The following is a 25360-nucleotide window of genomic DNA, read 5'->3' as shown; positions in this document are numbered from 1 at the left end:
CTTGGCGGGACGCGAATTCGTTTACCCGGATTTGCCGCGAAGTGCAACGCGCGCGCCCGGCGTCGAGCCGCGGCGCTGCGGCTCGCAAGCCGCGCCGGCCCCGTGGCAACATGGCGGCGGCCATCCGCAGCGCGGCGCTGGCGCCGGTGGCGTGTCGAGGAGGCCATGAGCATGGAAATGGACGCCCTGCAGAACCGCGTCGATCTTCTGGAGCGCCGGTTGCGGCGGCAGGGCTGGTGGTCGCTGGCGGTCCTGGTGATGGCGGCATCCATCGCGGCGACGACTTGCGCGACGAGGGGAGGCGGCCCCGCCCAGGAGGTCGTCGAGGAAGTACGCACGCGCAAGCTGGTCGTGGTGGACGACCAAGGCAGGGAGCGGGTCGTCATCGAACAGGACGGGCCGGAGATCGAGCGGCAGTCCCGCAGCGCCGGATTGACGATCTTCGACGATCAAGGCCGGGAACGCGGTGGAATCGCGACGGCCGACGATGGGAGCGCCGTGATCGCGCTGGATGCGCCCTGGGGCGTGGGCAGTCCGATGCGCGACCGGGCAGGGATGAAGGTGAATGCCGATGGCTCGGCGCTCATGGGCCTGATCTCCAACCGTGGCCAGTTCGCGGCCGTCCTGCACTCGGATGGCGACTCCGGCCGCTTGGAACTCTATCGGCCCGCAGAGAACGGAGAAGGTCTCGAGCAGCGGACCATTTCGGTTTCGGAAGATCCCGACGCGATGCCCCCAGCGGCGCGAGAGGCAGAGCGATAGCGACCGGATGCGCGCTCGTGGCGACGATGGCGTTGCGCGCCTGAATCCTTTGGTGTCGCGATCGCCGCCCCGGCCGTTTCGATAGGCCGGGACGCCGCGCGCCGATGCCGCCGGACGGCCCGTCGCGCCTCAATCCCTCAACCGGAAGCTCGGCGATTCGTTGACGCTGCCGTCGGGCTCCAGCGAGACCCAGCGGCTGCCGTCGCGGCTGAACAGGATCGGCACCGGGTCCTGGAACAGGGGCCGGCGCACGAAGCGCAGCTGCCAGCCGAACTGCTCCAGAAGCGGCAACGCGGCCTGCTGTTCGGGGGTCAACAGGCTGCGCAGCTGTTCTGGGTCGGGGCGGGCGCCCTTGCGGCGTTCGCGGCCTTGCACAACGGGGGACTCCGGCGGCGGTTCGGTCGCGCATTGTGGCCGCTCGCGTGCGATGGCGCCTTGACGCAGTGCGCGATCCGCCCCGCCCGGGGGCACGCGGTCCGTGGCTTCGGCTACGATGCGCCGGTCCGCCCGATCCGGGCCAGAAGGGAATCCCGATGAAACGCGCGCTCGTCCTGGCCATCGCCGGCTTCGCCGCCACGCCCGTCCTTGCCGCCGAAGGCATGTGGACGCTCGACAACCTGCCGGTGGAGGCGATGCGCTCGGCCTACGGCTTCGCGCCCGATGCCGACTGGGTGCGCCATGCGATGCGGTCCTCGGTGCGGCTGGCGGGCGGTTGTTCGGGCTCGTTCGTTTCCGCCGACGGCCTGGTGCTGACCAACGCGCACTGCATCGTCGGCTGTGTGCAGGGGCTGTCCTCGCCGGAGAACGACCGCCTCAACGACGGCTTCGTGGCCCGCTCGCGCGGCGAGGAACTGCAGTGCCCGGCCGAGGAACTGAACGTGCTGCAGGAGATCGAGGACGTGACCCCGCGCATCGCCCAGGCCACTGCCGGCAAGAGCGGGCGCGCCTACATCGATGCGCGCAACGCCGAGGTCTCGCGGATCGAGGACGAATGCGTGGGCGACGCCGCGCAGACGCGCCGCTGCGACGTGGTGGCGCTGTACGCCGGCGGCCGGCACCACCTTTACCGCTACGAGCGCTACCAGGACGTGCGGCTGGTGTTCTCGCCCGAGTACGCCACGGCGTTCTTCGGCGGCGATCCGGACAATTTCAACTTCCCGCGCTACAACCTGGACATGGGCTTGCTGCGCGCCTATCGCGACGGCCGCCCGGCGCAGGTCGCCGATCACTTCACCCTCGATCCCGACGGCGCGCAGCCGGGGGAGCTGACGATGGTCACCGGCCACCCGGGCCGCACCCAGCGCCAGCTCACCGTGGCCCAGCTGGAGCGCGTGCGCGACGTGGATCTGATCAACACGCTGCTGCAGCTGGCCGAACGCCGCGCGATGCTGGCGCAGTACGCGCGCGCGTCGGAAGAAGCCGCGCGCCAGGCGCAGTCCGACCTCACCTTCACCGAGAACAGCTACAAGGTCTTGCGCGGCCAGTTGCAGGCGCTGCTGGACCCGCAGGTGTTCGCGGCCAAGCGCGAGCAGGAGGCCGAACTGCGCGCGTCGGTCGCCTCGTCGCAGCCCTGGGACGAGATCGCGCAGGCGCAACGGGTGCGTCGCGAGCTGTACTTTCCGCATCTGCTGATCGGCCAGCAGCGCGCCTTCGACAGCCGTTACTTCCAGTTCGCCTCGATCCTGCTGCGCGGCGGCGACGAACGGCCCAAGCCCAACGCGGAGCGGCTGCCGGAGTTCCAGGACGCCGGGTTGCCGCGGCTGGAGCAGACGCTGTTCTCGCAGGCGCCGCTGTACCCGGAGTTCGAGACCGCCAAGCTGACCCATTCGTTGTCGAAGTTCCGCGAGCTGCTGGGCACCGACCACCCGACGGTGAAGCAGGTGCTGGGCGGCAAGTCGCCCGAGGCGGTCGCGGCCGAGCTGGTCGCGGGGACCACGCTGGGCGATCCCGCCGAGCGCGAGCGGCTGTGGCGCGGCGGCAAGGCCGCGGTGGATGCCTCGCAGGACCCCTTCATCCGCCTGGCCCGTGCGATCGACGCCGGCTCGCGCGAGTTGCGCGGTCGCTTCGAGTCGGAGGTGGAGTCGGTCGAATCGCGCAACGCCGAGCGGATCGCCAGGGCGCGCTTCGACAAGTACGGCACCCGCGTGTACCCGGACGCCACCTTCACCCTGCGCCTGTCCTACGGCGAGGTGCGCGGCTGGAACGAGCCGGGCGTGGGCGAGATCGCGCCGTACACCGAGATCGGCGGCGCGTTCGCCCGCAACACCGGCTTCGCGCCCTACGCGCTGCCGCCGCGCTGGCTGGACGCCCGGGACCGGCTGGATGCCGGCACCCGCTTCAACTTCGTCAGCACCAACGACATCATCGGCGGCAATTCCGGCAGCCCGGTGATCGACCGCGACGCGCGGGTGGTGGGCCTGGCCTTCGACGGCAACATCCACTCGCTGGGCGGCAACTTCTGGTATGACGAGACGCTCAACCGCACCGTCTCCGTGCACAGCGCCGCGATGCTGGAGGCGCTGGACAAGGTCTACGACGCGGGGCACCTGGTCGAGGAACTGGGGCAGTGAAGCAGGGGCCGGAGGCCAGGGGCCAGGGAAAAGCGAAGCGCAGGCGCTCTTGCTCCTCCCTGGCCTCTGGTCCCTGGCCTCTGACCCCCGGCTGCGCTCGCGTCAGCGGGCGCTGGCCAGTTCCGCCAGCCAGTCGCGCGGGCGCAGGTAGTCGGCCAGCCGCGCCTCGGGGCTGCCGGCCTCGGCGGCGTAGCCGTACTCCCAGCGCGCCAGCGGCGGCAGGCTCATCAGGATCGATTCGGTCCGCCCGCCGGACTGCAGGCCGAACAGGGTCCCGCGGTCCCAGACCAGGTTGAACTCGACGTAGCGCCCGCGCCGGTAGAGCTGGAAGGCGCGTTCGCGCTCGCCGAACGGCGTGTGCTTGCGCCGGGCGACGATCGGCAGGTAGGCGTCGAGGAAACCGTCGCCGACCGCGCGCAGATAACCGAAGTCGCGCGCGAAGTCCTCGGACAGATCGTCGAAGAACAGCCCGCCCACGCCGCGCGTCTCGCCGCGGTGGCGGAGGAAGAAGTAATCGTCGCACCAGCGCTTGTGCGCCTCGTAGCGCGCCTGCCCGCCGAAGGGCTCGCACAGCGCGCGCGCGGTGCGGTGCCAGTGCGCGATGTCCTCGTCCACCGGGTAGACCGGGGTCAGGTCGAAGCCGCCGCCGAACCACCAGGCCACCGTCTGGCCGTCCCGGCTGGCGCGGAAGTGGCGCACGTTCGCGTGCGTGGTCGGCAGGTACGGATTGCGCGGGTGGAACACCAGCGACACGCCGACCGCGCGCCATGACGCGCCGGCCAGTTCCGGCCGCGAGGCGGTGGCCGAGGGCGGCAGGCGGGTGCCGGACACGTCGGAAAAGCCGATGCCTGCCTGCTCGAACACGGCGCCCTCGCGCAGCACGCGGGTGCGGCCGCCGCCGCCCTCCTCGCGGGTCCAGAGGTCCTCGTGGAAGCGCGCCCCGCCGTCGGCCGCCTCGATGGCGGCGCAGATGCGGTCCTGAAGGCCGGTGAGGTAGTCGCGGACGGCGGCGAGATCGTTCATGCGCGCATTGTAAGGCGGGCGCCAATCCCGGGCGCGGGCGGCGATCGTTGCAGTGCGCGCGCGGGAGTCACGCGTCCGTAACCGGCGGCTCGCGCATCGCATGCAGCATGCCGCCCGTGTGACGCACCGGTAACGCGGCGTTAGCGCAATCTCAACGTTCGCGGCGGCATCGTATGCGCCAACGAAAGGGGGGATGCCCATGCAGAACACCACGCTCGCACGGCAGCACGCGGATCCGTTTCCGCTGCTCGACGACATCGTCGTCCTCGCCGATGCCGCCATGCGCGCCGAAGCGCCGGCGCGCATCGTCGAGCGCCTCGCGGCGGGCCTGCGCGACCTGCTGGCCGGGCACGACGAGGCGCCGCTGCCGGCCTGGCTGCTCGACGGCGCGCCGGAAGGCTACGTGCGTCGCGAGCTGTACCGTTCGCGCAGCCACGGCTACCAGATCGTCGCGATCACGTGGGCACCGGGGCAGGGCAGCCCGGTGCACGACCACGGCGACACCTGGGGCATCGAGGCGTTGCTGCGCGGCCGCCTGGAAGTGGTGGATTACCGCGTGGTCGCCCGTCACCGCGCGCTGGCGGAACTGCGCCCGGCCACCAGCCACACACTGGAACCGGGCACGGTGATCGGGCTGCTGCCGCCGCACGACCTGCATGCCTGCCGCAACGCCAGCGCCCGCGAGACCGCCGTGAGCCTGCACGTGTACGGCCGCGCGCTGGACGCAGTCAAGCGCTACGCGCAGGTCGGCGACGCGCTCTACCGGCCGCAGCGCATCCGCCTGGCGGTGGTCGACTAGGGTGTATCGGCGTTAGACCCGCAGCGCCGAAGCTGCTCCTGCTCCCGCAAGCGGGCGCATGTGCGGCGTGCCCCCATCCGCCTTCGGCACCTTCCCCCGCTTGCGGGGGAAGGAAAAAAACAGAGTGCTCCCCGCTTTGCGGGGGAAGGGAAAACAGGCGGAACGGAACCGCCTCTATTCCACGGCCGCCGGCGCCGGCCGCAGCGCGCGCTCGAACAGCTCGTAGATGCGGCGGTACTGGTCGTACCAGGAGTCCGCGTGCTGGTAGGCGTGGCGCTCCAGCGGGTAGCTCGCCAGTTCCCACTTGTCCTTGCGCAGCTCGATCAGCCGCTGTGCGAGCACCACCGAGTCGCGGTAGAACACGTTGTCGTCGATCATCCCGTGGGAGATCAGCAGGTGGTCCTGCAGGCCGTCGGCGTATTCGATCGGCGAGGACACGCGATAGGCTTCTGGGTCCAGCTCGGGCGTGTTGAGGATGTTGGCGGTGTAGGTGTGGTTGTACTGGCTCCAGTCGGCGACCGGGCGCAGCGCGGCGCCGGCCTTGAACACGCCCGGCTGGCGGAACAGCGCCATGAAGGTCATGAAGCCGCCGTAGCTGCCGCCGTAGATGCCGACGCGGTCGCGGTCGCCCTGGCGCTGTTCGACCAGCCAGTCGATGCCGTCCAGATAGTCCTCCAGCTCCGGGTGGCCCATGCGGCGGTAGATCGCGGTGCGCCAGTCGCGGCCGTAGCCGGCGGAGGCGCGGAAATCCAGGTCGAGCACGAGGTAGCCCTGCTGCACCAGCAGGTTGTGGAACATCTGCTCGCGGAAGTAGTTGGGATAGCGGTCGCTGACGTTCTGCAGGTAGCCGGCGCCGTGCACGAACAGCACGATCGGGTACTTGCGGCCGGGTTCGTAGGTCCGCGGGCCGTAGAACTTGCCCCACACGGTGCCGGCGCCGTGGCGCGACGGGACCTGCACGTACTCCGGCATCAGCCAGGCGTACTGCCGGTATTCCGGGGTGCGGGTGTCGGTGAGCACGCGCACGTCGCCGCGGCCGTCGGCGTCGGCGATCGCCAGTTGCGGGGGCACGTAGCTTTGCGACTGGCGCAGCAGCAGGCGGCGCTCGTCCGGCGACAGCGCGAAGCTCTCGACGCCGCCGCTGCGCGTCACCTCGGCGACGCCGCCGTCGCCGGCGGTGCAGACGTCGTACTTGCCCGGCCATTCGCGGTTGCACAGGAAGAAGAAACGCGAACCGTCGCGCGTCATCGCCGGCTCCGAGACCTCCCAGCGTCCGGAGGTCAGCGCGCGGCTGCGGGTGCCGTCGTTGAGGTACAGGTGCGCGTAGCCGGTCTCCTCGGACAGGAACCACAAGGTGCGGTTGTCGGGCAGCCAGCCGAATTCGTTGAAGTCCCAGTTGATCCACGCCGCGTCGGTGAGGCGATGGCGCAGGCGCGGGGTGTCGGCGCCCGCTTCCAGCGAGACCAGCCAGCGGTCCTTGTTGTCGACCGCGTGCAGCATCAGCGCCGCCTGGCGGCTGTCGCCGGACCAGCGCAACGCGTCGGGGCCCTGGCCCTCGATGCGCACCGGGCGCGGGCCCTTCAGCGGCTCCTGGCCGGCGGCGCGGCGCAGTTCCGCCAGCGGATCGCGGTCGATGCCGGGCAGCGCGTCGAGCGCGATCCGGCGCGACTGGCCGCTGGCCACCTCGACCATCCAGAACGTTTGCGGCACCGGGTCGTTGCGGCCCACGCGGGTGCGCACGTCCTCGAACTCCTCGTAGCCCGACTCGGTCACGTACATCGGCATGCGCCCGGCCTGGCCCTTGTCGGCGTTCCTGGCCTCGGTGGCGACCACGAGCCAGCGGCCGTCGGGCGACAGCGCGCTGGCGGCGATGACGACGTCCTTGCCCAGGTACACCGGCGCCGGCGCGCGGGTCGGATCGGCGCGCCGCCAATCGTCGTCCTGGCGGCGCTGGGCCTCACGGCGCTCGCGCTCCACCCGCAGGGTCTCGATCAGGCGCAACTGCCGCTCGCGCAGCGCGTCCGGCTTCGGCGCCTGGGCCGGATCGTCCTCGGCGCGCAGCACGATCGCGGTGGTCACGTCCTCGCGCGGGTCCCAGCGGAACCAGCGTTCGTTGCCGACGCGCCACACCAAGGCGCCGTCGTCGCCCCACAGCGGCGAGGCGGCGCGCTCGTCGCCGCGACCGAGCTGGGTCAGCGCGCCGTTGCGCAGGTCGCGCACGAAGACGTCGCCGTTGCGCACAAAGGCCATGCGCGTGCCGCTGCGGTCGTAGACCGCCTGCAGGCCGTCGATGCCGGCGCGCTCCGGGCCGTCCAGCCGCGTCGCCGCGCCGCCGGCCAGCGGCTGCACCCAGGTGTCGCGGACCGCGCTGTCGGCGCGCTTGACGGTGTAGAAGGCGCGCTGGCCGTCCCAGGACCACCAGGCCTGTTCGACCGGCGGCCCGATCCAGTCCGGGTCGGCCATGATCCGGTCGAGGGTGAGCGCCTGCGCGGGCTGGGCGGAGACGTGGAGCGGCACGGCGGCCGCGCCGAGCAGCAGGGAGAACACGAGCTGGCGGATCATGGCGGTCCTGGTCACGGGCAAACCGCCGCAGATTAGCAGCCGCGGGGCGGTTCCCGGCTGGGCCACAGGTCATGGCCGCGGCCGACGGTCACCGCCTCCCAGCCTGCCGCGTCGCGCAGGCGCAGGCCCGGGCGCGGCCCGGACCGTATCGAAGATCTTCTTGGTGGCTGAAAGGAGCTCTGGATCAGCAAGCGTGCGGCTTGCAGCGGTCGACGCGCTGTCGCGGATCACCGGGTTTAGGTCAATAAAATTATGCGTTTCTCACGCCGGCGATACGAAAGCTTTCGGTGCGTTTCCCCATCTAGCTTGATCACCTGTAAGGGAATCCCTCTATCGTCGTCTGCTGCAGTAGTATGGGTAGACTGGGAACTCCAGCGATCGCTGCGCATCCTCCGCGATCACTTCCGCGTCGCCGAATGCCGCGTAGGCCACAATCGCCTCTAGCCGTTGCCCGGCTTCGATCTCTACCTCGCCACATCCACCAGGACAGTATGCTGTTATGCTGGCTCGGGGATGCAGCAAGCCGTTCGTGGTCGTAAGCACGACAGCCTCGTAGCCCAGCGGGAACTTTCCAGATTCGTCGGGCCAGCTTTCACCTGATAGGCAAAGGGGCTTTGTGGCCGTTGAGACGAGCACGACTTCAAACCGCCGCTCCTCGACATTATCAGTCACTGAAACGGAGAAATCTCCAGGTTCGGCCCGTTGAAAGGGCGTCGCGCAAGCGGAAATGGCCGCGCATGACAAAGCCAGAGCCCACAGCCTGCTCATCGCGCGTGATCCATGATGTGATCCGGATTGATCAGGCGCTGAGCCCCCGGTAACGTTCTAAAGATTTCCTGCTGCTGCGGGCTGCCGAACTTGTAGGCCGTATCGCCGTTAAACAGCTGATCTTTATAACCGAGTACGGCATGACCGGTCTCGTGGCCTGCGCCCCACGCCAGTCTAGAGGGGTCGTTGAAGCTCGCATGCGTCGTGTTAACGATCACCATGACTGGGCCGGTGGTCGGCACGCCGGCCAACGTATCACCGCCTGCACCATACGTGGAGTTGATCTGCGCCCCTGTCATGCCCTGGGCCGGAATAGCGCCTGGACCGGTGTCGCGCAGCGCGCTGGCCATTGAGGCCATATCGGCTGCCATTTTACTCATGTTCTCTGGTGTCGCTGAGCCGGGACCGAAGCTGCGTTCGAACGCCTTCTCTGCTCGCTGAAGTTGTCTACCGCCCGTCTCCATCGCGCCGGTGATCCTCGATGCCGCTCGCTCAAGGCTGCCCGCGGCGCTTTGCTGCGCTCTATCGAACTGTTTCCACTGCCTGTCGGTCCAGCCTTCGCCGCGAGACAATCGTCCATCCGGGTCAGTGAATCGATAGGGGCTATTGTTCCCGTACCAATAGCGGTTGAAATTAGTGCCATTATTGGGATGCGGTCGCACGGGGTCTGCCGAGACGAAGCGTGCAGTCGCGTCGAAAGCCACGGCACACAACACTACCGCCATCCCTATCGAAATGGTCCTTCGCATCACTGCCCCCTTTGCGCCTTTTCGCGCTGGATTGATTGAAGATAGCTGGATTCCTGCTCTGCGGTCCTCGGCGACCAACCCAATGCTTCGGCCTTGGCGAACCACGCGAGATTCTGGCGACTTAGGTGATGAAATTCTGCCACCTGCTCAGGTGGTATATGCGCCGGGTCCGGGTAGTGTTGAACAAAACGCGTTTGGAGTTGGATGTAGTAGGCGTTGGCTTTCCACACGAGCGCCACTGGATCAGCGGGATTGACGGCCAAAACGAGATCGGCTACCTGCATCAGCGCGTCTCCATCCTTGGCAGTTGCATAGTGCTCCATGAGGGTGCCCGCGATCACGCCCACACCTTCGCGCGGGGTGAGCGGACGCAGGTAGAGGCCGTTCTCTATAGCGGTGGCGGTGATGCCCGTTTCACGTTCGTAGCTTTCATCCCACTTGAAGCCACCTGCCGTGGCTTCGACGTTGAGCCAGGCCTGCTGGGCCTCGTCGCCGAATTTCACCAGCACGTGATGGGGTGCAGTAGCCAGCGCGATGGGCAATTGAAAACGTTGGCCCAAGATGGCGACCAGGATCGGCATGGACACGCAGTTACCCTTGCGGGTCGCCAGATAGGTGGCCAATCGTTTGGATGCAGGGTTTCGCCCAAGCAGGTCGTCAAAATCGTAGGTGAACGGCCGGTGCTGGTTCCAGGGGCCGGGTTGATAGAGCGTCCTGAGTAGTGCGTCGAGGGTTTCGCGGGCATCTGCAGAAGGAGGCAGTTCTGCTCGCACGGCCCGCTCCCAGGCGGCGATTTCATGGCGGATTGCGAGCGTGTCCGTCGACGGGTCGATGAGGCTGTCGATGAGCAGTTTGGCGTCCAGATAGCTGACGCGTTGCTCCGGCAGATCGAACTGGGCTTGCAACTGCTGCAACTGCGGGAGGCTGGATTGTGACCAGGCGACAGGGGCGAGCAGCGCTAACCATGCGCCAAGCAGCCCCGCAGACCATAGGCGATGGCCCCCTGTCCCCACGTCCCGCCCCCTGCGGTCATGTGTGGTAGCGATGGTACGTCCGCGGGACCGAGCCAGTCCAGCTTCCAGTTAGGTCGCCGCTCGGTCGGGGGGCAGCGAACCGAGTAGTGCTAAGCCCAATCGTTTTGCTGATGCGCCGCAGCAGCGCGGCAATAGTGCCGGCTCCAGCATCATGTCCTTCGGCGACGCTACAGCGATCGCTTCGGACAGCCCGCGCCCGCTCGCGTTCCAGGTCCGGTCGTATCGCCGCATTAGCAAGCGCGGTTGGAAATTCAGGGAACTGCGCGAGGCGCGGTAATGGTGCAGCCGTGCTTCGGTGGACGGAAAGCGCCATTTAGGCGACCTTGAGCCGCCGCGTCGCGCATGAACGCGCCCCTGCGACAACCGGTACCCTGCGACAACGGGTCCCTGTGACAACGCGCCACATGCGCTTTTCACGCCGGCGCGCGCACACTGCGCGTCCAGGCATTCCCCGGAGCGAAGGCGTGGACGCGCTGCTGCTGTCGCGGATCCAGTTCGGATTCGTGATCTCCTTCCATGTGCTGTTCCCGGCGTTCACGATCGGCCTGTCGAGCTGGCTGGCGTTCCTGGAATGGCGCTGGCTGCGCACCCGCGAGACGGTCTGGCGCGATCTCTACTTCTTCTGGATGAAGATCTTCGCGGTGTCGTTCGGCATGGGCGTGGTGTCGGGCATCGTGATGAGCTTCCAGTTCGGCACCAACTGGTCGGTGCTGTCCGAGCGCGCCGGCCACATCCTGGGGCCGCTGCTGTCCTACGAGGTGCTGACCGCGTTCTTCCTGGAGGCCTCGTTCCTGGGCGTGATGCTGTTCGGCTGGCGCAAGGTGCCCGAGGGCCTGCATTTCCTGTCCACCTGCATGGTCGCGCTGGGCACGCTGATCTCCACGTTCTGGATCCTCTCGGCCAACAGTTGGCTGCACACGCCGGCCGGCTACGAGCTGGTCGGCGAGCTGTTCCACCCCGCCAGCTGGCGCGAGGTGATCTTCAACCCGTCCTTCCCCTACCGGCTGGCGCACATGGTGCTGGCCGCCTTCATCACCACCTGCTTCGTCGTCGGCGGCGTCGCGGCTTGGTACCTGCGCCGGGGCGAGCACGCGGACGCCGCGCGGCGGATGCTGCGCCTGGCCGTGGTGTTCGCCGCGATCACGGTGCCGCTGCAGATCGTGGCGGGCGATTTCCACGGCCTCAACGCGCGCGAGCACCAGCCGATCAAGGTCGCGGCGATGGAGGCGCACTGGGAGCACGGCGAACCCGGTGCGGGCGTGCCGCTGATCCTGTTCGCGCTGCCCGACCAGGCCGGCGAGCGCAACCGTTACGAGGTCGCCGTACCGCGGCTGGGCAGCCTGATCCTGACCCACAGCTGGGATGGCGAGATCGAGCCGCTGACCGCGGTGGCGCCCCAGGACCGGCCGCCGGTGGCACCGGTGTTCTGGGCGTTCCGGGTCATGGTGGGCCTTGGCCTGCTGATGCTGGCGCTCGCTGCGGTGTCGCTGTGGGCGCTGCGCGGCGGCAGGCTCTACGCCAGCCCGCGGCTGCTCGACGCCTGGCGGCTGATGGCCCCCAGCGGCTTCGTGGCGGTGGTGGCGGGCTGGTTCGTGGCCGAGATCGGTCGACAGCCCTGGGTGATCCACGGCCTGCTGCGCACCGAGGACGCGGTGAGCGCGATCGACGCCAGCAGCGTGGTGGTGTCGCTGACGGCGTTCGTGCTGGCCTACGCGGTGGTGTTCGGCGCCGGCGGCGGCTACATCCTCAAGATGATCGGCAAGGGGCCGCAACCGTTCGAGCCGGCGCCCGACACGAGCGAGGGCGACAAGACGCCGGCGCGGCCGATCTCGGCCGCAGACGACGCCGACGAGGGCGGGGTGTCGCCGCCGGCGCCGACCGGGGAGGGCGGGTGATGGACCTGGCGACCGTGCTGCCGGTGGTCTGGTTCGGCGTGATCGGCTTCGGCGTGCTGATGTACGTGCTGCTCGACGGCTTCGTGCTGGGGCTCGGGATCCTGGCGCCGTTCGCCGAGGACGGCGAGCAGCTCGACCACATGATGAACACCGCCGCGCCGATCTGGGACGGCAACGAGACCTGGCTGGTGCTGGGCGGCGCCGGCCTGCTGGCGGCGTTCCCGGCCGCGTACTCGATCGTGCTCTCGGCGCTGTATCTGCCGGTGCTGCTGATGCTGATCGCGCTGGTGTTCCGCGGCGTGGCGTTCGAGTTCCGCTTCAAGGCGCGCCGCGCGCGGCGCTTCTGGGGCGCGGCCTTCGCGCTGGGCTCGCTGTTCGCCGCGTTCGCGCAAGGGGTGATCCTGGGCGCGCTGGTGGAGGGCATGCCATTGCAGGGCGGCAAGTACGTGGGCGGCGCGCTGGACTGGTTCAGCCCCTTCTCCATGCTCACCGGCACCGCGGTGGTGTTCGGCTATGCGCTGCTCGGCAGCACCTGGCTGATCCTCAAGACCGAGGGCCGGCTGCAGGCGATCGCGCGCACGCTGACCCGGCCGCTGGTGCTGGTGGTGGTCGCCTTCATGGGCCTGGTCAGCGCCTGGCTGCCGTTCCTCGATTCGCGGATCATGGCGCGCTGGTTCGAGGGCGCGAACTTCCTGTGGCTGTCGCCGGTGCCGCTGCTGGTGCTGGTCAACGCGCTGTGGCTGTGGCGCGCGGCCATGCGCGAGGGGCGCGACGCGGCGCCGTTCCTGCTCACCCTGTGCTTCTTCGGCCTGGGCTTCGCCGGGCTGGTGCTGGGCATCTGGCCCAATATCGTGCCGCCCTCGCTGACGATCTGGGAGGCCGCCTCGCCGCCGTCCTCGCAGGGCTTCGTGCTGGCGGGACTGGCGGTGCTGCTGCCGCTGATCCTGGGCTACACCGCGTGGTCGTACTACGTCTTCCGCGGCAAGATCCAGGCCGACGCCGGCTACCACTGAAGCCGCACCCGGCGACGCGATCGGGGCCGCCCTGAACGCGCGCGGTGGCGCACGCGCTGCGCGCCGGTTTCCCGTCGCGGGCTTTTCCCGCACAATCGCCCGCATCGAGCCGTCCCCCGGGCCATGCACGCTTACGTCTACAAGAGTCAACGCAAGGAAGACACCTACGTCTACCTTGCCGCCCGCGACGATTTCTCCGCGTTGCCCGAACCGCTGCAGGCGCAGCTGGGTCCGTTGCGCTTCGTCCTCGACATCGCGCTGACCCCCGAACGGCGGCTGGCGCGCGAGGACGCGGCGCAGGTGCGCGCGAACCTCGCCGCGCGCGGGTTCCATCTGCAGTTGCCGCCTTCCGTCGCCGACGATCCTCTGCGCGAGGACTGGGGTACCGATGCCTGAGCCGACGCCGCGCCGCCTGCAGGGCGGACTGTGGGCGCTGGGCACCGCGCTGAGCCTGCTGGCCGGCGCGGGCGCGGTGCCGGCCGCGCTCGGCCTGTGGCTGGCGCAGCCCGCGTTCGCGCTGGCCGCGCGTGCCGTGCGCGGGGCCGCGCCGTCCGGCCGCGCCGGCTGGCAACGCGAGGCGCTGGTCCTGGCCGGTGCCTGGGCGGCGCTGCTCGTGCTGGCGGCCCTGCTGGTGGCCTGGCCGTTGTCGGCGCTGCGGCAGAGCGGCTCGCTGGGCGCGGCGCTGGGCCTGAGCGCGGCCGGCGGCATGGTGCTGATCGGGCTGTGGCGGACCTGGCCGTTCTGGCATGCGATCGAACGCGAGGGCGGCAGCCCGGCCGTGCACTGGCAGGCGCTGGCCGAACTGGACAGCGGCACGGCTCGCGGCCTGCGGCTGGCGCTGGGCCTGGGCGCGATGGTCGCGCTCGCGCTGCTGCTGTCGTGGCCGGGGCTGATCGAAGGCGGGCCGCTGCGCTGGGCGCTCGCGGCGGCAGCGGCGGCGATCGGTGCGCTGGCGCACCGCGGCCTGCAGCGCATGCCGCCGGCCTCGCGGGCCACGCTGCCGGTGGTCGAGATCGGGACCGAGGCGGCGCCGGAGCCGGTGTTCGAAGGCGACCCCGATGCCGCGCTCTACGCCGCCGCGCGCGCCGGGCGGGTGGATCGCGCGCTGGAACTGCTGGAACTCGGCGCCGATCCGCAGGCGCCGCCGCCGGCCGGCGACCGCGACCAGCGCGCGCTGCCGGTGCTGGCCGCGGTGCTGCCCGACCTGCGCCTGTTGCGCACGCTGATCGCGCGCGGCGTGGACCTCAACGCCGCGCGCGCCGGCATGACGCCGCTGCTGGCCGCCACCCGCGACAGCTGGCACGGCCGGCCCGAGGCGGTCATGACCCTGCTCGCCAACGGCGCCGATCCGCGCGCGCGCGACCACGAAGGCAATACCCCGCTGCACCACGCCGCGCGCAGCACCGACCCGGGCGTGGCCGCGCTGCTGCGCGATGCCGCCGCCGAGCTCGACGCGCGCAACGACGACGGCCTGACCCCGCTGGGCGTGGCCTGCGCCGCCGGCAACTGGCGCCTGGCGCGCTTCCTGCTGGAACGCGGCGCCGCCGCGCATGCCGAGGGCGCGACCCCGGCGCTGCTGGCCGCGGCCGGCGGCGACGAGGACGATCCGGCCGGGGTACAGCTGCTGCTCAAGCACAAGGCGAAGATCGACGCCCAGGACGCGCGCGGCCGGACCGCGCTGCACGAGGCCGCCCATGCCGGCCATGCCGAGATCCTGGCCGCCTTGCTGGCCGCCGGCGCGCAGGTCGATCCGCGCGATGCCGCCGGCCGCACGCCGCTGCTGGATGCCGCGCGCGGCGGGCGCCTGGCCACGTTCGAGGCGCTGGCCGCCGCGCGCGCCGACGTGCACGCGGTGGACGCCGAAGGCCGCGGCGCGCTGCTGCTGGCAGTGCTCGCCGAGACGCCGTCGCCGGCGCTGGTGCGGCGCCTGATCGAGGCCGGCCTCGACCCGCGGCATGCCGATGCCGCCGGCAGGACCGCGGTGGATCACGCCGCGGCGTCCGGACGCTGGTCGCTGGTGACCCTGCTCGATCCGGACTACGCGTTGCCGGCCAGCGTGCTGCCCGCGAACGCCTCGCTGGACCCCGGACAGGTCGACGTGCCCGACCGTGCGCCGCTGGCGCTGCTGCGCGACGCCCTGCGCGAAGGCCGCACCGATCAGCTGGACGCGCTCGCCGGCCTGCTCGAGCCGCGCGAACTGGGCAGCCTGCTGATCGACGACGAGGTGCCGGTCAGTGTCGAGCGCATCGAATGGCTGCTGGCCCGCGGCGCCGATCCCGACGTGCGCGACGGCGACGGCGACAACGCGTTCTTCGCCCTGCTGGCCCGCGGCCCGGCCGCGCTGGAGCCGCTGCAGGCCATGCTGCGCGCCAACGTCTCCCCGGCCGGCGCCGGCGGGCTGGCGCGCTTCCTCGGCGCCTGCGCGCGCGCCGACCACGCCGCGCGCGGGCTGGAACTGTTCGCGCTGGAACTGCTGGAGCGCGGTGCCGATCCGTTCGCGCCCTCGCCCGAGGGCGATCCGCCGCTCGCATTGGCGGTGCGGCTGGGCTGGACGCAACTGCTGGAACGCCTGATCGGGCTCGGGGTGGATCTCGACAGCCGCGACGGGCGCGGCATGACCGCGCTGCACCTGGCCGCGGCGCTGGGACGCGAAGCGGCGCTGAAGGCGCTGGTGAGCGCCGGCGCCGCGCCCGACCTGCGCGCCGCCGACGGCCAGACCGCGCTGGGCGTGGCCCTGGCCGGCGGCCGCCGCGACCTCGCCGAATGGCTGGACTGGCGCGGCTGGCGCCTGCCGCGGCGGCCGCTGCGCCCCGCCGACCTGCCGGCCGCGGCGGTCTCCGGCGATGCGGATGCGGTGCGGCGCCTGCTCGACCTCGGCTTTCCCGTGGATACCGTCGATGGCCAGGGCTGCACCGCACTGCTGCGCGCGGCCGGCGGCGGCCACCTGGCGGTGGTCGATCTGCTGCTCGCCCGCGGCGCCGATCCCGCGCGCGCGGCCCACAGCGGCGCCACGCCGCTGTCGGCGGCGGTCAGCATGCGCCATGGCGACATCGTCGACCGCCTGCTCGACGCCGGCGCCACCCTGGAGCAGCGCCTGCCCGGCGAGGTCACCGTGCTGATGCTGGCCGCGGCGCTGGGCCTGCCGGACCTGTGCGCGCGGCTGCTCGCCGCCGGCGCCGACGTGCACGACACCGACGCGCAGGGCCTCACCCCGCTGCACTGCGCGGCGCTGCACGGCTTCACCTCGCGCGACCGCCCGCGATTGCTGGCGCTGTTCGACACCCTGCTGCTGGCCGGCGCCGAAGTCGACGCGCAGGCCGCCGGCGGCGTCACCCCGCTGCTGCTGCTGCTGGGCGCGCGCGCCGAGCCCGGCACCGCCTGCGACGAGGAGGTCGTGGCCGGCGTGCTCGACCAGTTGCTCGACGAGGGCGCCTCGCTGGAGGTGCAGGACCCGCGCGGCTTCGGCCCGCTGCACCTGACCGCCTTGCACGGCCTGTTGCGGCTGGCGCGCCGCCTGCTGCGCGCCGGCGCCGATCCCGACCTGCGCGACACCCTCAACCGCGTGCCCCGCGACATCGCCATCATGCGCGGCTTCGTCGACGTCGCCGCCGAACTCGCCCCGACCGCCGCCGGGGTCCCGCCCGGCGTCTCGATGGCGCGGTTCCTGCGCGAGCGGTGAGGGCGCAGTGCGGAGCCGTTCGCCCTCTGGACGCTTCGGGGGCTAGGTGGCACGATGCCGCTTCGCGTGTTACTGGGGGAAGGAGCATGAGGAAATGGATGCGGTGGGGCCTGTTTACGGCCCTGCTTTGGGTGAGTGCGATCGCGAATGCATCGAAGGGGCCGGAGGTCGAGGCCAGCCTGCTGGTGCGCGGAACTCTTGAAATCGAACCGGACGGAAGCGTCTCCGGTTACGCGATCCAAGAGGAAGACGAGCTGGCGCCGGGCGTGGCCGAACTGCTGGCGGACATCGTTCCGTCCTGGCGCTTCGAGCCTGTAGTCGAGAACGGTCGGCCCGTGCCGGTCCGCACGCAGGCGCACATTGGCCTGCGTGCCACCCGGAACGAAGATGGGGGGCTGGCCATCCATCTGGAGGGGGTCGGCTTTCCCAGTCCGGAACCGGCAACGCCGGGCTGGGAGCGCAAGCTTAGCCCTCCCTATCCCGAGGAGCTGCTCCGGAACTACGTCCAAGGGACGGTCTATCTATTGCTGAAGGTCGGGCGCGACGGCATACCTCAGGAAGTCGCTGTCGAACGCGTGGATCTGTTAACGGGCGATAGCAGTGAAGCGATCATGACGCGGCACAGGAAACGGTTCGCGGCCCGTGCCCGCGATACGGCCATGCATTGGCGGTTTTCGCCGCTCTCCTCTGGAGCGGAAGCGGATTCGGATTTCTGGCTGGCGCGCATCCCCGTCGAGTTCTCGATCCCCGGCACCCGCGCGGCGGTGCATGTATACGGTCAATGGCGACCGTATGTCCCGGGTCCAGCGCTCCCGCTGCCCGATTGGGCTCGGCCCGATGCCACGCCGCCGGAAGCGCTGATCGCAGGTGCGATCCATCAGGTCGAGCGGGAACCGCGCCTGCGAATGGCGCCCGTCGGCGAAGGCTGAGCGCCGATCGGCGTTTGAGCGGCTCATAGGCGATTCAACCGCCGCGTCCTGCCGGGCCCTCAGGTGAGGACCGGCATGACGCCTTGGCCATGTGTTGCGCGCCACGCAGAGATCGCGTCGTCAGAGGCATGCGGCGTCGTGGTGACGTATCCTCGAAGCAGCAATCACACCAGCAGGACGCACCCATGTCTCGATTCTTTGTTTCTATTTTGCTCGCGATGTCGGGCCTGGCGGCATCGATCGATGCTCATGCCCAGAACGCGCGGCAGGCCCGCAGCGAGGTCGAGGCCAGCATGCTGGTGACCGGCCACGTCGATATCGATCGCGAAGGGCGGGTCAGCGCGCATGCCCTCGACCAGCAGGACAAGCTGCCCGGCTACGTGATCGCGCTGATCGATCGCGCCATCCCGGCGATGCGTTTCGAGCCGATCGTCAGCGATGGCGCGCCGATCGAAGCGCGCGCGAAGATGAGCCTGCGCATGGTGGCCACGCCGACCGGCGACGGCAACATGGACCTGCGCATCCGCAGCGTGCATTTCGGGGATGAGTACGCCAGCGACGATGCCGGCAGCATCCGCTCGGCGGGCATGCGGCCGCCGCGGTACCCGGCCGGCATGGTGCGGATCGGGGCTAAGGGCACCGTCTATCTGTTGCTGAAGATCGGCCGCGATGGACGTGTGGCCGAGGTCATGGCCGAGCAGGTCAACCTGACCGCGATCGGCAACGCGCGGCAGATGGAGATGATCCGCAGCACGCTGTCGCGCAGCGCGATCGAAGCTGCCCGTGCGTGGACGTTCGTGCCGCCGACCGAGGGCGAGGAGGCCCGCAAGGACCACTGGGTAGTCCGCGTGCCCGTCGAATACATGTTCGGCGATGATCGCGCGCCGGCATACGGCCAGTGGGTCGCCTATCATCCCGGCCCGCGTCAGCGCCCGGATTGGGCACAGCCGACGCCGGAGGGCTTCAGCCCCGATGCGCTCGTGGCCGGCGCGGTGGCGCCGGAAAGGTCGCGCTTCCGGCTGCTGACGCCGCTGGAGGGGTGAGGCGGCTGCCTGCCGATCGCGCAGAAGGCCTCGATTCGCGCGGAGCGCCGGCGATCGGCCGCCGGCCCTAGGCTGTATCGACACTCAGCGCGCGAAAGGCGCTCTCTTGGAGGCTCGCTATCTTTGGCCTGCCCCCGCAAGTGGGGAGCATCCTGTCTTTCCCTTCCCCCGCAAGCGGGGAAGGTGCCGAAGGCGGATGGGGGCACGCTGCAGGCGTCCAAAGCGGCCCTCATCCGGCGCTTGCGGGAGAAGGGACGAGATGCGCCCGCTCGCGGGAGAAGGGACTGTTTCGGCGCTGCAGGTCGAATGTCGATACACCCTGGATCGCAGAGGCGAGGTCCACGGGGAGCGCGCGACAGCGGCGCCTGGGCGCGCTGCCGACGAGGAAACCGAGGCAACGAAAAGCCCCGCATTGCGGGGCTTTCGTCTTGCAGGCCTTCGCCGCCTCAGCGCTTCATCGAACTGAAGAACTCGTCGTTCGACTTGGTGGTCTTCATCTTGTCGAGCAGGAATTCCATCGCGGCGATCTCGTCCATCGGGTGCAGCAGCTTGCGCAGGATCCAGATCTTCTGCAGCAGCTCCGGCTCGATCAGCAGGTCCTCGCGGCGGGTGCCGGACTGGTTGACGTTGATCGCGGGGTAGACGCGCTTTTCGGTGATGCGGCGGTCCAGGTGCACTTCCGAGTTGCCGGTGCCCTTGAACTCCTCGTAGATCACCTTGTCCATCGCGCTGCCGGTATCGACCAGCGCGGTGGCGATGATCGTCAGCGAGCCGCCTTCCTCGACGTTGCGCGCGGCGCCGAAGAAGCGCTTCGGACGGTGCAGGGCGTTGGCGTCGACGCCGCCGGTGAGCACCTTGCCGGAGCTGGGCACGACGTTGTTGTAGGCGCGCGCCAGGCGGGTGATCGAGTCGAGCAGGATCACCACGTCCTTCTTGTGCTCGACCAGGCGCTTGGCGCGCTCGATCACCATCTCGGCGACCTGCACGTGGCGAGCGGCCGGCTCGTCGAAGGTGGAGCTGACCACTTCGCCGCGCACGGTGCGCTGCATCTCGGTCACTTCCTCCGGGCGCTCGTCCACCAGCAGCACGATCAGGTGGACTTCCGGGTGGTTGGTGGTGATCGCGGTGGCGATCTGCTGCATCATCATCGTCTTGCCCGCCTTGGGCGGCGAGACGATCAGCGAGCGCTGGCCCTTGCCCTGGGGGGCCATCAGGTCGAGGATGCGGCCGGTGATGTCCTCGGTCGAGCCGTCGCCGCGTTCCAGCTTGAAGCGCCGGCGCGGGAACAGCGGGGTCAGGTTCTCGAACAGCACCTTGCCCTTGCTGGCCTCCGGCGGCTCGCCGTTGATGGTGTCCACCACCGAGAGCGCGAAGTAGCGCTCGCCGTCCTTCGGCCAGCGGATGCGCCCGGCCAGGTGGTCGCCGGTACGCAGGTTGAAGCGACGGATCTGGCTGGGCGAGATGTAGACGTCGTCCGGCCCGGCGAGGTAGCTGGCCTCGGCGCCGCGAAGGAAGCCGAAGCCGTCGGGCAGGATCTCCAGCACGCCGTCGGCGGCCACGCCTTCGCCGTGGCGGGTCAGCACCTTCAGCAGGGCGAAGATCACGTCCTGCTTGCGCGCGCGGGCCACGCCCTCGTGGATGTTCAGCTGCTCGGCGATGTCCAGCAGCTTCTGCGCCGGCATCCGCTTGAGGTCGGACAGCGAGTACTGCGGAAAGCCCTCCGGGATGTTGGGCGGCGGCAGGCGCTGCGCGTGGTCGTTGCCGCCGTCCTGCGGCAGGCCGTCTTCGCGGAAGCGGTCGCCGCGTTGGCGGTCGCGGCGGTTGCGGAAGCGGTCGCGGCGGTTGCCCTGGCCCTGCTGGCCCTGGCCCTGCTGCGGCCGCGGCTGGCCCCCCTGCTCGCGCGGCGCCTGGTGTTGCTCGCGCGGTTCGCCGTCGGGGCCGCCGTTGCCGTTGCCGTTGCCGCCGTCTCCGGTAGGCGGCGGGGCGGCCGCCGGGGCGGGCGGGGCGGTTTCGGTGCGTGGCGGAGCCGCGGGAGCGGGCGGGGCGGGCGGCGCTTCGACCGGCAGCGATTGCTGCACGGGACCGCTGCCGGTCTCCGCCGTGGCGGTCTTGGTGGCGCGGGCGGTCTTGGTCGCGCGCGGCTTGCGAACGCGCTTCTCGGCGATCTCGCCGGAATCGGGGGTGTTGTCGGACAAGTGCGAATTCCTCGCTTGCTGCGAGCGCCCGCGGGAGGCGGGACGGGGAGGGAAGGGGAACCTTCAGAAGGGTGCGGCGCAGTGGTCCACGCCGGATGGGGAGGAAACTAGCATCGCCGCGGGCCTGCGGCAAGCGGCGGGATGCAGGACGCGGCCGCGGGCGGCGTCCTGCATGGGCGAGGCGGGCCGGCTCCGGCCCGCCGGGCGCGGGTCAGAGCGCCTTTTCGATCATCTGCGACAGCTGCGCCTTGCCGGTCGCGCCGAGCTGGCTGGCCTGGATCTGGCCGCCCTTGAACAGCAGCAGCATCGGGATCGAGCGGACGTTGTACTTGAGGGCGGTGGCCTTGTTCTGGTCGACGTCGACCTTCACCACCTTGGCGCGGCCGGCGTAGTCCTCGGCCAGTTCGTCCAGGGCGGGCGCGATCATCCGGCAGGGCCCGCACCAGGGGGCCCAGAAGTCGACCAGGACCGGCGTCTCGGAGTGCAGCACGGTGGTCTCGAAATCGGCGTCGCTGGCGTGGATGACCTTGTCGCTCACGGAATTCTCCTGGAGGTGGGGGCCGGGGCGCGGTCCGCGGAGCCGGCATAACTGCTAGACTGGGGCGCTTACCGGCCGAAACCAAGGCCGGATGTCAAGCCCCGATCGGGGCGGTCCCGGCGCCGCGAGGCGCCCTCCCAGCGGTCCGGCAGTCTGCGATGCGGGCATCTCCCGCGCAAGCGCATCCCGCCGCGCGCGCCGCCGAACACAGTTTTCTACGCATGAGCGACAAGCCACTTACCGACATCCCCTTCTCCGAATACGAACTGCACCCGAGCCTGCTGGCCGGGCTGGAAGCCGCCGGCTTCCTGCGCTGCACGCCCATTCAGGCCCTCACCCTGCCGCTGGCCCTGTCCGGCCGCGACGTCGCCGGCCAGGCGCAGACCGGCACCGGCAAGACCCTGGCCTTCCTGGTCGCGGTCATGAACCGGTTGCTCAGCCGCCCGGCCATGGCCGACCGCAAGCCCGAGGACCCGCGCGCGCTGATCCTGGCCCCGACCCGCGAACTGGCGATCCAGATCCACAAGGACGCGGTGAAGTTCGGCGCCGACCTGGGGCTCAAGTTCGCCCTGGTCTACGGCGGCGTGGACTACGACAAGCAGCGCCAGCTGCTGCAGGACGGCGCCGACGTCATCATCGCCACCCCCGGGCGGCTGATCGACTACGTCAAGCAGCACAAGGTGGTCAGCCTGCACGCCTGCGAGATCTGCGTGCTGGACGAGGCCGACCGCATGTTCGACCTCGGCTTCATCAAGGACATCCGCTTCCTGCTGCGGCGCATGCCGATCCGCACCGAGCGCCAGACCCTGCTGTTCTCGGCCACGCTGTCGCACCGCGTGCTGGAGCTGGCCTACGAGCACATGAACGAGCCGGAGAAGCTGGTCGTCGAGACCGAGTCGATCACCGCCGCGCGCGTGCGCCAGAAGCTCTACTACCCCTCCGACGAGGAGAAGCTGCCGCTGCTGCTGGGCCTCTTGTCGCGCAGCGAGGGCGCGCGCACGATGGTCTTCGTCAATACCAAGGCCTTCGTCGAGCGGGTGGCGCGCGCGCTGGAGCGCGCGGGCTACCGGGTCGGCGTGCTGTCGGGCGACGTGCCGCAGAAGAAGCGCGAGAGCCTGCTGAAGAAGTTCCAGGCCGGGCAGCTCGAAATCCTGGTGGCCACCGACGTCGCCGCCCGCGGCCTGCACATCGAGGGCGTCAGCCACGTCTACAACTACGATCTGCCGTTCGATGCCGAGGATTACGTCCACCGCATCGGCCGCACCGCGCGCCTGGGCGCCGAGGGCGACGCGATCAGCTTCGCCTGCGAGCGCTACGCGATGTCGCTGCCCGACATCGAGGCCTACATCGAGCAGCGCATCCCCTCCGAGCCGGTGACCCCTGAGCTGCTGCAGGCGCTGCCGCGCAAGCCGCGCGAGGGCGTGGAGCTGGAGGCCGAGGAAGGCGAGAGCATCGGCGAGATCTTCCGCGAGGCGCGCGAGCAGCGCGCTGCGGACGAGGCGCGTCGCGGCGGTCCGCGCAAGGGCGGACGCCCCGGCGGCGGGCGTCGCGAGGGCGGTCCCGGCGAGGGCGCCGGTGGCCGGTCGCGCCGGCCCCGCCGCAGCGAGCAGGCCGGGGACGCGACCGTGCCGGAGCGGGCCCCCGCGGTCGAGGCCGTCGAGGCCGCGCCGACGCCCGCACCCGCGCCCGCACCCGTAGCGGCCCATGCCGACGGCGACGGTGCGCCGAAGCCGGCCCGCAAGCGTCGCCGCCGTCGCGGCGGCCGCCGTGGCGACGGCGAGCAGGCCGCGCAAGCGCCGGCCGCTTCCGCGCCGGCGAACGGCGAGAACGGCGCCGCGCGCGCCCCGCGCAAGCCGCGTCGCGAGGCGCCGGCCGATGCGCCGCGTGCCGAGTCCGCCGCGCCGTCGCCTGCGCGCGCTCCCGCATCCGCGCCGAAGTCGCCGTCCCTGCTCAGCCGCATCGGTCGCGGCCTGCGCCGCCTGGTGAATCGCCAGCCGGACTCGCAGCGCTGACGGCGCTCGCGCCCGGGGCCGCGCCTGCGCAAGCGACCGCAGCGGGCGCGGCGTCCGTTGCGTGCCGGGGGGACGCAGGCGATGCGGCATAATCGCCGGCCATGAGCGTCCTGCGATTCGACAACGTCAGCAAGCAGTACCCCGGCGGGCAAACCGCGCTCGCCGATGTCAGCTTCGAGGTCGGCGAAGGCGAGATGCTCTTCATCACCGGCCATTCCGGCGCCGGCAAGAGCACGCTGCTGAAGCTGGTGCACCTGGCCGAGCGGCCCAGCCGCGGCGCGGTGCTGTTCGCCGAACGCAACCTGCTGCGGGTGCGCGGGCGGCGGGTGGCGATGCACCGGCGCGACGTCGGCGTGGTGTTCCAGGACCACCGCCTGCTCGCCGACCGCAGCGTGTTCGAGAACGTCTCCCTGCCGCTGATCCTGCGCGGCATGCGCCGCGCGGACATCGCCAAGCGCGTGCGCGGGGCGCTGGAGCGGCTCGGGCTCGCCGCGCGCGAGCGCGCCCTGCCCAGCCAGCTCTCGGCCGGCGAGCAGCAGCGCGTGGGCATCGCGCGCGCGATCGTCGCCGAGCCGAAGCTGCTGGTCGCCGACGAGCCGACCGGCAACCTCGACCCGACCCTGTCGGCGGAGATCATGGCGCTGTTCGAAACCCTGCCCGCGCGCGGCACCAGCGTGATGATCGCCAGCCACGACCTGGCCCTGGTGCGGCGCATGCGCAAGCGCGTGCTGGTGCTCGGCCAGGGCCGGCTCGAGGACGACATTTCGCCGGAGGAGCTCGCCGATGGCTGACGCGCCCGCCCCGGCCGCCGCGCGCCCGCAGTCCGGCGTCGGCACCTGGTTCGACCACCATCTCTACAGCTTCGTCTCCAGCCTCGGCCGGGTGTTCCGGCGGCCCTGGGCGACCGCGCTCACCATCGGCGTCATGGCCGTCGCGCTCGCCCTGCCGCTGGGCCTGTGGCTGGTGCTGGACAACGTCTCGCGGCTGTCGGGCGACGTGCAGCAGTCGCGCGAGATCGGCGTGTTCCTCGCGCCGGGTACGTCGCCCGAGCGCATGCAGGCATTGGCGGCGGAAGTCGCCGCGCGCGAGGACGTCGCCGAGGCGACCCTGCGCACGCCCGAGCAGGGCCTGCAGGACCTGCGCGAACGCGGCGGCCTGGGCGAGGCGATCGACGGCCTGGAGGAGAACCCGCTGCCCGGGCTGCTGGTGGTGATCCCGGCCGGCGACGGCGCATCGCTGGCCGCGGCGCTGCGCGAGCTGCCGGAGGCCGACCTGGTGCAGGACGACGCCGAGTGGCGCCAGCGCCTGGAGGACTGGCTGCGCTTCGCCGCGCGCCTGGCGTGGGTGCTGGCGGCGCTGCTGGGCCTGGGCGCGCTGCTGGTGGTCGGCAATACCGTGCGGCTGGACATCCAGTCGCGACGCGAGGAGATCGGCGTCCTGCAACTGCTGGGCGCGACCGACGGTTTCATCCGCAGGCCCTTCCTCTACCTGGGCGCCTGGTACGGGCTGGCGGCCGGCGCGCTGGCGCTGGCGCTGCTGGCCGCGGCCGGACTGGCGCTGCGCGCGCCGCTGGCCGAACTCGCCGCCAGCTACGGCAGCAGCTTCGCCTTGCAGGGCTTCGGCGTGCCGCGCGCGCTGGCGATCCTGGCCGGCGCGGGCGTGCTCGGCTGGCTGGGGGCCAGCGTGGTCACCGGCCATTACCTGCGGCAGACCCGACCCACCGAGGCCTGACGTGGGCGAGGGCGGCGCGCCGGACTTGCGGCACCTCGTCAGCGCGTCGCCGCGGGTG

Annotated in this window: 20 protein-coding genes; 12 read left to right on the top strand and 8 right to left on the bottom strand. The window is 70.9% G+C overall.

Annotated elements, in window-relative coordinates; genetic code table 11:
• Nucleotides 1-165: 165 nt before the first annotated feature.
• On the top strand, nt 166-762 hold the full coding sequence (locus Z164_RS0116460) for a hypothetical protein (RefSeq protein ID WP_024891776.1): 597 nt from the start codon (nt 166-168) through the stop codon (nt 760-762).
• Nucleotides 763-891: 129 nt separating this feature from the next.
• Here Z164_RS0116460 and Z164_RS0116455 read toward each other — a convergent pair whose 3' ends face one another.
• Nucleotides 892-1137, bottom strand: coding sequence for a hypothetical protein (locus Z164_RS0116455; RefSeq protein WP_024891775.1), 246 nt, complete (start codon nt 1135-1137; stop codon nt 892-894).
• 158 nt (nt 1138-1295) lie between these two features.
• On the opposite strand from Z164_RS0116455, the gene Z164_RS20845 reads away from it, so the two are divergent.
• The gene (locus tag Z164_RS20845) at nt 1296-3332 is read left to right on the top strand and encodes a S46 family peptidase (RefSeq protein WP_052338493.1); all 2037 of its coding nucleotides are present in this window, start codon (nt 1296-1298) and stop codon (nt 3330-3332) included.
• 102 nt (nt 3333-3434) lie between these two features.
• Here Z164_RS20845 and hemF read toward each other — a convergent pair whose 3' ends face one another.
• The gene (hemF, locus tag Z164_RS0116445; protein WP_024891774.1) at nt 3435-4355 is read right to left on the bottom strand and encodes an oxygen-dependent coproporphyrinogen oxidase; all 921 of its coding nucleotides are present in this window, start codon (nt 4353-4355) and stop codon (nt 3435-3437) included.
• Between the two features lie 193 nt (nt 4356-4548).
• Between hemF and Z164_RS21490 the strand changes: the two genes are divergently transcribed.
• Nucleotides 4549-5154 (top strand): cysteine dioxygenase family protein, encoded by a 606-nt coding sequence (locus Z164_RS21490; RefSeq protein ID WP_024891773.1) that lies wholly within the window; start codon nt 4549-4551, stop codon nt 5152-5154.
• Nucleotides 5155-5328: 174 nt separating this feature from the next.
• Here the strand turns inward: Z164_RS21490 and Z164_RS0116435 are convergent, their stop codons facing one another.
• The 4 genes from Z164_RS0116435 to Z164_RS0116425 all read right to left on the bottom strand — a co-directional run bounded on the left by Z164_RS0116435 (nt 5329) and on the right by Z164_RS0116425 (nt 10147).
• On the bottom strand, nt 5329-7716 hold the full coding sequence (locus Z164_RS0116435) for a S9 family peptidase (protein WP_024891772.1): 2388 nt from the start codon (nt 7714-7716) through the stop codon (nt 5329-5331).
• A 330-nt stretch (nt 7717-8046) separates the two neighbouring features.
• Nucleotides 8047-8484 carry a hypothetical protein gene (locus Z164_RS22625; RefSeq protein WP_152540982.1) on the bottom strand — a complete coding sequence of 146 codons (438 nt, stop codon included), beginning with the start codon at nt 8482-8484 and terminating at the stop codon, nt 8047-8049.
• On the bottom strand, nt 8481-9233 hold the full coding sequence (locus Z164_RS22620) for an RHS repeat-associated core domain-containing protein (protein WP_152540981.1): 753 nt from the start codon (nt 9231-9233) through the stop codon (nt 8481-8483). Before Z164_RS22620 ends, Z164_RS22625 begins: the two co-directional genes overlap by 4 nt.
• Nucleotides 9233-10147, bottom strand: coding sequence for a transglutaminase family protein (locus Z164_RS0116425; protein WP_052338492.1), 915 nt, complete (start codon nt 10145-10147; stop codon nt 9233-9235). Before Z164_RS0116425 ends, Z164_RS22620 begins: the two co-directional genes overlap by 1 nt.
• A 584-nt stretch (nt 10148-10731) precedes the next feature.
• On the opposite strand from Z164_RS0116425, the gene Z164_RS0116420 reads away from it, so the two are divergent.
• The 6 genes from Z164_RS0116420 to Z164_RS0116395 all read left to right on the top strand — a co-directional run bounded on the left by Z164_RS0116420 (nt 10732) and on the right by Z164_RS0116395 (nt 18826).
• Nucleotides 10732-12162 carry a cytochrome ubiquinol oxidase subunit I gene (locus Z164_RS0116420; RefSeq protein ID WP_024891769.1) on the top strand — a complete coding sequence of 477 codons (1431 nt, stop codon included), beginning with the start codon at nt 10732-10734 and terminating at the stop codon, nt 12160-12162.
• Nucleotides 12162-13175: a cytochrome d ubiquinol oxidase subunit II gene (gene cydB, locus Z164_RS0116415; RefSeq protein ID WP_024891768.1), complete on the top strand. Its 1014-nt coding sequence runs from the start codon at nt 12162-12164 to the stop codon at nt 13173-13175. The genes Z164_RS0116420 and cydB overlap by 1 nt, the downstream gene beginning before the upstream one ends.
• Before the next feature lie 123 nt (nt 13176-13298).
• The gene (locus tag Z164_RS0116410; protein ID WP_024891767.1) at nt 13299-13571 is read left to right on the top strand and encodes a YcgL domain-containing protein; all 273 of its coding nucleotides are present in this window, start codon (nt 13299-13301) and stop codon (nt 13569-13571) included.
• Nucleotides 13564-16854 (top strand): ankyrin repeat domain-containing protein, encoded by a 3291-nt coding sequence (locus Z164_RS0116405; protein ID WP_024891766.1) that lies wholly within the window; start codon nt 13564-13566, stop codon nt 16852-16854. The genes Z164_RS0116410 and Z164_RS0116405 overlap by 8 nt, the downstream gene beginning before the upstream one ends.
• Before the next feature lie 86 nt (nt 16855-16940).
• Nucleotides 16941-17783 (top strand): energy transducer TonB, encoded by an 843-nt coding sequence (locus Z164_RS0116400; RefSeq protein WP_024891765.1) that lies wholly within the window; start codon nt 16941-16943, stop codon nt 17781-17783.
• 128 nt (nt 17784-17911) lie between these two features.
• Nucleotides 17912-18826 (top strand): energy transducer TonB, encoded by a 915-nt coding sequence (locus Z164_RS0116395; RefSeq protein WP_152540980.1) that lies wholly within the window; start codon nt 17912-17914, stop codon nt 18824-18826.
• A gap of 446 nt (nt 18827-19272) precedes the next feature.
• Here the strand turns inward: Z164_RS0116395 and rho are convergent, their stop codons facing one another.
• Entirely contained in the window at nt 19273-21021 is a 1749-nt protein-coding gene (rho, locus tag Z164_RS0116390; protein ID WP_024891763.1) for a transcription termination factor Rho, read from the bottom strand.
• Between the two features lie 211 nt (nt 21022-21232).
• On the bottom strand, nt 21233-21559 hold the full coding sequence (trxA, locus tag Z164_RS0116385) for a thioredoxin (RefSeq protein WP_024891762.1): 327 nt from the start codon (nt 21557-21559) through the stop codon (nt 21233-21235).
• Between the two features lie 221 nt (nt 21560-21780).
• Here trxA and rhlB point away from each other — a divergent pair, with 221 nt between their 5' ends.
• The 3 genes from rhlB (at nt 21781) to ftsX (ending at nt 25302) form a co-directional block, all read left to right on the top strand.
• The gene (gene rhlB / locus Z164_RS0116380; protein WP_024891761.1) at nt 21781-23571 is read left to right on the top strand and encodes an ATP-dependent RNA helicase RhlB; all 1791 of its coding nucleotides are present in this window, start codon (nt 21781-21783) and stop codon (nt 23569-23571) included.
• A gap of 101 nt (nt 23572-23672) precedes the next feature.
• A complete protein-coding gene (gene ftsE, locus Z164_RS0116375; RefSeq protein ID WP_024891760.1) occupies nt 23673-24362 on the top strand; it encodes a cell division ATP-binding protein FtsE in 690 nt (229 codons plus the stop codon).
• Nucleotides 24355-25302 (top strand): permease-like cell division protein FtsX, encoded by a 948-nt coding sequence (gene ftsX / locus Z164_RS0116370; protein WP_024891759.1) that lies wholly within the window; start codon nt 24355-24357, stop codon nt 25300-25302. Before ftsE ends, ftsX begins: the two co-directional genes overlap by 8 nt.
• Nucleotides 25303-25360: the final 58 nt, after the last annotated feature.

Origin of the sequence: Luteimonas huabeiensis HB2, from assembly GCF_000559025.1 — a bacterium.
Classification (GTDB): Bacteria; Pseudomonadota; Gammaproteobacteria; order Xanthomonadales; family Xanthomonadaceae; genus Luteimonas; species Luteimonas huabeiensis.
Note: the sequence above shows the minus strand (reverse complement) of the source record. Positions and strands in the feature narration are given on the sequence as shown.